A 7,288-nucleotide genomic window follows, 5' to 3' on the forward strand; every position below is an offset into this window, starting at 1 on the left:
CCCGGAATGGCCCGGCGGCTTCCCGCCCTTGCATCCGGCCGCCAATCCTGCAAACCCTATCAAGCATCTCCGATAGCTGAGCTTTCCGCGGTCGCAGATACGGAAGCTGGAACCGCGGACCGCGGCGCGCACGGAAGGGGTGGATGCAGCTTGCTCTGATTGCTCTGATTCCGCTGGTGGGCGCTGTCCTGCCCCTGGTGGCGATCCGTTCGGGACGGAACGCCTGCACCCTGGTGACCGCGGGCGTGAGCCTCAGCGCGCTGCTGATCCTGCTGGCCAACGCGCCCGCGGTGTTCGACGGCGCGACGATCCGGTCGGGCGCCGCATGGGTCCCGGCGATCGGCCTGTCGTTCAGCTTCTTCCTCGACGGGCTCGGCCTGTTCTTCGCCACGATGATCCTGGTGATCGGGCTGCTGGTGATCATCTATTCCCGCTTCTATCTCGATCGCGACGATCCGATGGGGCGGTTCTTCGCATTTCTGCTGCTGTTCCAGGGCGCGATGCTCGGCATCGTCATCAGCGACAATATCCTGCTGCTGGTGGTGTTCTGGGAGCTGACCAGCCTGAGTTCGTTCCTGCTGATCGGCTATTGGCACCATCTGCCGGAGGGCCGGCAGGGCGCGCGGATGGCGCTGGTCGTCACCGGCGGCGGCGGCCTGTTGCTGATGGCGGGGATGTTGCTGCTCGGCCAGGCCGCCGGCTCCTACGAGCTGACCGACATTCTTCAGCGCGGCGACGCGATCAAGGCCTCGGCGCTGTACGTGCCGATCCTGCTGCTGGTGCTCGGCGCGGCATTCACCAAATCGGCGCAGTTTCCGTTCCACTTCTGGCTGCCGCACGCGATGGCGGCGCCGACGCCGGTCTCGGCCTATCTGCACTCCGCCACCATGGTGAAGGCCGGCGTGTTCCTGCTGGCGCGGCTGTGGCCGGTGCTGTCGGGCACCGAGCTGTGGTTCGGGATCGTCGCCACCACCGGGCTCGTGACGATGCTGATCGGCGCCTGGATCGCGCTGTTCAAGGACGACCTCAAAGGCATCCTGGCGCATTCGACAGTGAGCCATCTCGGCCTGATGACGATGCTGCTCGGCTTCGGCACCCGCTACGCCGTGATCGCCTGCATGTTTCACATTCTCAACCACGCGACCTTCAAGGCGGCGCTGTTCATGAGCGCCGGCATCGTCGATCACGAGACCGGCACCCGCAGCCTGCGCAGGCTCGGCGGGCTGTTGCGGCCGATGCCGATCAGCGCCGTCCTGGCGTTGGTCGCCGCCGCGTCGATGGCGGGCGTGCCGCTGCTCAACGGTTTCCTGTCCAAGGAGATGATGCTGGAGGCCGCGACCGAGGCCAGCGTGCTCGGCAGCGCCTGGATCGTGCCGGCGGCGGCGACGCTCGGCGCGCTGCTGTCGGTGGCCTATTCGGCGCGGTTCGCATTCTCCACCTATCTCGGGCAGCGCCACGCTGCCTTGCCGAAGACCCCGCACGATCCGCCGTTCGGAATGTGGGCGCCGGTCGCAGCCCTGGTGATCCCGGTGATCGCGATCGGCCTGTGGCCGCAGCTGCTTGCCGGCGCCGTCGTCGAGCGCACCGCGCAGGCCGTCGTCGGCGCCGGGACGCTATCGTTCCAGAAGCTGGCGATCTGGCACGGCCTGACCTGGCCGCTGCTGATGAGCGGCATCGCGCTGGCCGGCGGCCTGTTGCTGCTGATCGTCCATGCGCCGATGCAGCGCGTGCGCGGCTGGCTGCCGCGGCCGGACGCCAAGGCGATGTTCGACGCCGTGGTCGCCGCGGCGGTGCACGGCGCGCGCTGGACCATCCACCATCTGCACAACGAGTCGCTGCCGCGCTATCTCGCGGTGATCACGACGACCGTCCTGGCGGTGGGCCTCGTCGGCTTCCTCGGCGGCCGGCATGACGCGGGCGCCCGGGCGTTGCTGCCGGTCAATCTGCCGGCGGTGGTGGGGTGGATTCTGCTGATCGCCGCCAGCCTCGCGGTGATGATGTTTCACGTCCATCGCCTGCTGACCCTGATCCTCAGCGGCGTGGCGGGTCTGATCGTGTCGCTCGCCTTCATGCAGTTCTCGGCGCCCGATCTGGCGCTGACGCAGATCTCGGTCGAGGTCGTGACCGTGATCCTGCTGCTGCTCGCGCTCAATTTGCTGCCGAAGCTGACGCCGTCGGAGCCGCGGTTCGGCCGGCGGCTGCGCGACGGCGTGATCGCCGGCGCCGGCGGACTCGCGGCGGCGGCGCTGGCCTATGCGGTGATGACGCGCGACTTCAGCTCGATCTCGGCGTTCCACCTCGCCGAGTCCAAGCCGGGCGGCGGCGGCACCAACGTCGTCAACGTGATCTTGGTCGACTTTCGCGGCTTCGACACTTTTGGCGAGATCATCGTGCTGTGCATCGCCGCGCTGGTGATCTACGCGCTGCTCAGCTCCGCGCTCGAAGGCGCCGCGGCGCGGCGGCTCGACGCGATGCGCCAGCGCACCGATTCGGCCGACGCCCATCCGCTGGTGCTCGTCGTCGCGGCCCGCGTGCTGCTGCCGCTGGCGATCACGGTCGGGGTCTACATCTTCTTGCGCGGCCATAATCAGCCCGGCGGCGGCTTCATCGCCGGACTGGTGGTCGCCACCGCGATCATCATGCAGTTCATGGCGAGCGGCTACGCCTGGTCGGCCGACCAGCGACGGATCGACGGCCATCGGCTGCTCGGCGCCGGCGTGCTCATTGCGACCGCGACCGGCATCGGCGCGATCCTGTTCGGACGCCCGTTCCTGACCAGCGCCTTCGTTTACGTGCCGGTGCCGCTGATCGGCGATGTCGAACTGGCGAGCGCGATCCTGTTCGATATCGGCGTGTTCCTCGCCGTGGTCGGGACCGTGGTGCTGGCGCTGTCGCAGATCTCGCGCGTCGAACGCCGCGCCAAGCGGACGCCGGCGCCGCTCGGCCCGTCCGACATTCCGTTGGTGCCCCGCGCACCGATGCGGCCGCGGCTCCCGCCGCCGTCCAACCAGGAGGGCTGAATGGAAATCCTGGTCGCGAGCGGCATCGGCGTGCTGACCATGGTCGGGCTGTATCTGGTGCTGAACCGGCACAGCTTCCCGGTGATCATCGGCACCACGTTCCTGTCCTATGCGGTCAATCTGTTCCTGTTCGCGATGGGACGGCTTTCGATCGACAAGCCGCCGATCATCACCAAGGGCGTCACCGACTACACCGACCCGCTGCCGCAGGCGCTGGTGCTGACCGCGATCGTGATCTCGTTCGGGATGACGGCGCTGGTGGTGGTGCTGGCGTTGCGCGGATTCCTCGAGACCGGCACGGAGCGGGTCGAGAACGGCGAAGGGCCGCCAGCGCCGAACGACCCACGCAAGCGCAAGGCGGCGCGCCGATGATTCATCTGATCATCGCGCCGATCGTGCTGCCCGCGATCGTCGCGGCCTTCCTGGTGCTGGTGCTGCGCCACGATCTCGCCAGCCAGCGCATCGTCTCGCCGGCCGCGACGCTCGCGCTGCTGGCAATCACCGTCTGGCTCTACGCGTCCGCCGCGGACGGCCCGCCGGTGCCGTATCTGCTCGGCGACTGGCGCGCGCCGTTCGGCATCGTGCTGGTGCTCGATCGCCTCGCGGCGACGATGCTGCTGTTGACCGCAATGCTGGCGGTCGCGGTGCTGATCTATGCGATGGCTGGCTGGGATCGCGCCGGCCGGCATTTCCATCCGCTGTTCCAGTTTCAACTGATGGGCCTGAACGGGGCGTTCCTCACCGGCGACGTGTTCAACCTGTTCGTATTCTTCGAAGTCATGCTGATCGCCTCCTACGGCCTGATGCTGCATGGCGGCGGCGCGCAAAGGCTGCGCGCGGGCTTCCATTACGTGGCGATCAACCTGATCGGCTCGACGCTGTTCCTGTTTGCCGTCGGCCTGATCTACGCGGTGACCGGCACGCTCAACATGGCGGATCTCGCCATCAAGGTCGCGCAGATCGCGCCCGGCGACGAGGCGATCCTGCGCGTCGGCGCGCTGCTGCTGCTGCTGGTGTTCGCACTCAAGGCGGCGCTGGTGCCGCTGCAATGGTGGCTGCCCTCCGCCTATGCGGCCGCGCCGGGGCCGGTCGCGGCGCTGTTCATGATGATGACCAAGGTCGGTGCCTATTCGATCGTGCGGGTCTACACATTGGTGTTCGGCGTGGATGCCGGCGCGCTGGCGGGCATCGCATCGCCGTGGGTGATTCCGGCCGCGCTGGCGACGCTGGCGCTCGGCGCCGTCGGCGTGCTGGCGAGCCCGACCTTGCTGGGGCTGGTGTGCTTCTCGATCGTCTGGTCGATGGGCTCGCTGCTGCTGGCGTTCGGCCTGTTCGATCAGAGCGGGCTGTCCGCCGGGCTTTACTACCTGCTGCACAGCACGCTGAGCGGCGCGGCGCTGTTCCTGCTCGCCGATCTGGTCAGCGCGCGCCGCGGGAGCGTCGCCGACCGGCTGACCCCGACGCCGCTGCTTCCCCATGCCAATCTGTTCGCCGGCCTGTTCTTCGTCGCCGCGATCGCGATCACCGGGATGCCGCCATTGTCGGGCTTTCTCGGCAAGCTGCTGATCCTCGATGCGACCTGGCGCAGTCCCCTTGCGGTCGCGAGCTGGGTGATGCTGCTCGCCACCAGCCTGCTGGTGATCATCGGTTTCGCCCGCGCCGGCAGCACGCTGTTCTGGAAGGTCGCCGACCGCCCTCCTGAATCAGTCGGGCCTGTATCCTCGATCGCGCTGCCGGTGGCGGCGATCGCCGGCCTGCTCGGCGCTACCGTGCTGCTCTCGGTGTTCGCCGGTCCGATCACGCGCGAACTCGCGACGACCGCGCAGCAGACGCTCGACACTAAGGCCTATGTCGGCGCGGTGAATCCGGCCGCGACGGCGCTGTCACGGAGCGAGCCGCGATGATGAAAGTGCTTCCTCATCCGGTGTTGACCCTGGTGATCGCCGCCGTCTTCGTCGCGCTGATGAATTCGGTCTCGCTCGGCAACGTGCTGCTCGGCCTCGTGCTGGGGATCGTGATTCCGTTGTTCACCAGCCCGTATTGGCCGGTGCGGCCGACGATCCGCAATCCGCTGATGATCGTCGAATATTGCGCGATCGTCGTCTGGGACATCGTCGTCTCCAACGTCCAGGTCGCCGCCTGGGTTCTGTTTCGGCGGAGTGCGAGCCTGCAATCGCAATTCATCGTGGTGCCGCTCGACATCACCTCGCCGGAAGCCATCGTGCTGCTGGCGGGGACGATCACCATGACGCCGGGCACCGTCAGCGCCGATCTCTCCGCCGACGGCAGCGCTATCCTGGTGCATTGTCTGCACACCACCGACCCCGCCGGCGCGGTGGCGCAGATCAAGACCCGCTACGAACGACGGCTGCAGGAGATCTTCGGATGATCGCAACAGCGTGCCTCATCGCCGTCGCCGCGATCAGCGTCTCGATGCTGATGAACCTCTACCGGCTCGGCCGCGGCCCCGACGTGCTCGACCGGATTCTCGCGCTGGAGACGCTGGTGGTCAACGCCGTCGGGCTCGTGGTGGTGATGGGACTCTGGTTCAACACCAGCCTGTATTTCGAGATCGCGCTGCTGATCGTGACCGTCGGATTTCTGTCGACCGTCGCGTTCTGCAAATATCTGCTGCGCGGCAATGTGATCGAATAGGTCGGCGATGGCGTGGCTGAGCGAAATCCTGGTTTCGGCGCTGATCCTGATCGGCGCGTTGTTTCTGTTCGTCGGATCGTTCGGCCTGGTGAAACTGCCGGACATCATGCGCCGGCTGCATGCGCCGACCAAGTCGACCACGCTCGGCATCGGCGCGCTGCTGATCGCCTCGATGCTGTATTTCGCGCTGCTGCAGGACGCGCCGTCGTTGCACGAGCTGGTCATCACGGTGTTCCTGTTCCTGACCGCGCCGATCACCGCGCATATGATTTCCAAGGCCCACATCCTGCGCAACATTGCGCTGCAGCAGAGCCTGCCGGCGCCGCCCGGCGAGGAAGGCTGGGCGACGCTCGACCGAGTTGGTCCGGACGACGACCCGCCACCGGGCGCGGGCGCGGGGGCGGGGGCGCCGAAATAACCGCGAACCATTCGATGGCGCCGGCCTCCTCCCGCCTGCGCCAATCTGTCCCGCTCTTTGCTGGTGGCTGCCGCTGAACCCTGGGATACCCTCGACAAAAATCTGGGAGGGAACATGTCAGCGAAGCTCGATCGCCGTCATTTCATCGCGGCCGGCGTCACCGCCATCGCGATGCCGTCTGTTCTCCGCGGGGCCTCGGCGCAGGAGGCGTGGCCGTCCCGATCGATCCGGATGATCTGCAGCTACCCGGCCGGCGGCCAGACCGACCTGCTGGCGCGCGCCTTCGGCGACTTCCTCGCCAAGCAACTCGACAAGACCGTCGTCATCGAAAACAAGGCCGGCGCCTCGGGTTCGATCGGCACTGCGGAAGTGGCCCGCGCGGAGCCGGACGGCCACACCATCCTGTGCTCGATCTCGACGACCTTCCTGATGAACCGCGTGATGATGAAGAATCCCGGCTACGACATGGACAAGGACCTGACGCTGATCAGCGTCATTCCGGGCGGCGGCTTGCTGCTGGTCGCGAGCGCCAAGCACGGCATCAAAAATCTGGACGATTTCGTCGCCTTCGCCCGCAACAGCGGCAAGGTGAATTTCGGCACCTACAGCGCCGGCTCGGCGCCGCACATCACGATCAACGAACTCAAGAAACAATACGGTCTTTCGATCGAGCCGATCCATTATCGCGGAGAAGCGCCGATGTGGACGGGGCTGTTGGAAGGCTCGCTCGACGTCGCGATGGGGAGCTACACCGCCGCGCAAGCCGCGCTGCAGAACGATCGCGGCACGGTGTTCGCGGTGCATTCCAAAAAGGTCGATGCGCTTCCGGCCATCAAGACCCTGCCCGAGCAGGGCGCGACGGCGAAGTTCTTCACCGTGAGCGGCTTCACCGGCTGGGCGGTGCCGAAAGCGACGCCGCAACCGACCGTCGATCGACTGGCGAAGCTGTTCGTCGCAGCCAATGACGATCCGAAGGTGAAGGCCGTGCTCGCCACCTTCATGCTCGAGCCGGCGCTCGGCTTCAAGGACAGCAACGAATTGTATCAGCGCGAACTGCCGGTCTGGGTCGAGAGCGGACAGGCCCTCGGCCTGCAACCGACCTAGCAGGCTGTTGAAAAAGGCACTGGCGGCAGGCCTCTCGGCATGATTCCCTTCGATGCGAATGCTTCGAGGGGAAGACGATGCGTGGAAGTGA

At 66.9% G+C, this 7,288-nt stretch carries 7 protein-coding genes; all 7 read left to right on the forward strand.

Annotated features, from left to right (window positions below):
• Positions 1-143: 143 nt before the first annotated feature.
• The 7 genes from BMY71_RS14525 (at position 144) to BMY71_RS14555 (ending at position 7,197) form a co-directional block, all read left to right on the forward strand.
• Positions 144-3,020, forward strand: a complete 2,877-nt coding sequence (locus BMY71_RS14525) for a monovalent cation/H+ antiporter subunit A (RefSeq protein ID WP_092684571.1) — start codon at positions 144-146, stop codon at positions 3,018-3,020.
• Complete coding sequence (locus tag BMY71_RS14530; protein WP_092684573.1) at positions 3,021-3,392, forward strand: Na(+)/H(+) antiporter subunit C; 372 nt, start codon at positions 3,021-3,023, stop codon at positions 3,390-3,392.
• The gene (locus tag BMY71_RS14535; RefSeq protein WP_092684575.1) at positions 3,389-4,924 is read left to right on the forward strand and encodes a monovalent cation/H+ antiporter subunit D; all 1,536 of its coding nucleotides are present in this window, start codon (positions 3,389-3,391) and stop codon (positions 4,922-4,924) included. The genes BMY71_RS14530 and BMY71_RS14535 overlap by 4 nt, the downstream gene beginning before the upstream one ends.
• A complete protein-coding gene (locus BMY71_RS14540; protein ID WP_092684577.1) occupies positions 4,921-5,409 on the forward strand; it encodes a Na+/H+ antiporter subunit E in 489 nt (162 codons plus the stop codon). Before BMY71_RS14535 ends, BMY71_RS14540 begins: the two co-directional genes overlap by 4 nt.
• Positions 5,406-5,675, forward strand: coding sequence for a K+/H+ antiporter subunit F (locus tag BMY71_RS14545; RefSeq protein ID WP_011501097.1), 270 nt, complete (start codon positions 5,406-5,408; stop codon positions 5,673-5,675). Before BMY71_RS14540 ends, BMY71_RS14545 begins: the two co-directional genes overlap by 4 nt.
• Positions 5,676-5,682: 7 nt before the next feature.
• Positions 5,683-6,093, forward strand: coding sequence for a Na+/H+ antiporter subunit G (locus tag BMY71_RS14550; protein WP_092684579.1), 411 nt, complete (start codon positions 5,683-5,685; stop codon positions 6,091-6,093).
• A 114-nt stretch (positions 6,094-6,207) separates the two neighbouring features.
• On the forward strand, positions 6,208-7,197 hold the full coding sequence (locus BMY71_RS14555) for a Bug family tripartite tricarboxylate transporter substrate binding protein (RefSeq protein ID WP_092684581.1): 990 nt from the start codon (positions 6,208-6,210) through the stop codon (positions 7,195-7,197).
• The last annotated feature ends 91 nt before the right edge of the window (positions 7,198-7,288 follow it).

The organism is Rhodopseudomonas pseudopalustris, from assembly GCF_900110435.1.
In the GTDB taxonomy this organism is placed as follows: domain Bacteria; phylum Pseudomonadota; class Alphaproteobacteria; order Rhizobiales; family Xanthobacteraceae; genus Rhodopseudomonas; species Rhodopseudomonas pseudopalustris.

What these genes read in the sequence shown, in the direction of transcription:
- BMY71_RS14525 (WP_092684571.1), top strand. Translation starts at nt 144, where the DNA reads ATGCAGCTTGCTCTGATTGCTCTGATTCCGCTGGTGGGCGCTGTCCTG.
- BMY71_RS14530 (WP_092684573.1), top strand. Translation starts at nt 3,021, where the DNA reads ATGGAAATCCTGGTCGCGAGCGGCATCGGCGTGCTGACCATGGTCGGG.
- BMY71_RS14535 (WP_092684575.1), top strand. Translation starts at nt 3,389, where the DNA reads ATGATTCATCTGATCATCGCGCCGATCGTGCTGCCCGCGATCGTCGCG.
- BMY71_RS14540 (WP_092684577.1), top strand. Translation starts at nt 4,921, where the DNA reads ATGATGAAAGTGCTTCCTCATCCGGTGTTGACCCTGGTGATCGCCGCC.
- BMY71_RS14545 (WP_011501097.1), top strand. Translation starts at nt 5,406, where the DNA reads ATGATCGCAACAGCGTGCCTCATCGCCGTCGCCGCGATCAGCGTCTCG.
- BMY71_RS14550 (WP_092684579.1), top strand. Translation starts at nt 5,683, where the DNA reads ATGGCGTGGCTGAGCGAAATCCTGGTTTCGGCGCTGATCCTGATCGGC.
- BMY71_RS14555 (WP_092684581.1), top strand. Translation starts at nt 6,208, where the DNA reads ATGTCAGCGAAGCTCGATCGCCGTCATTTCATCGCGGCCGGCGTCACC.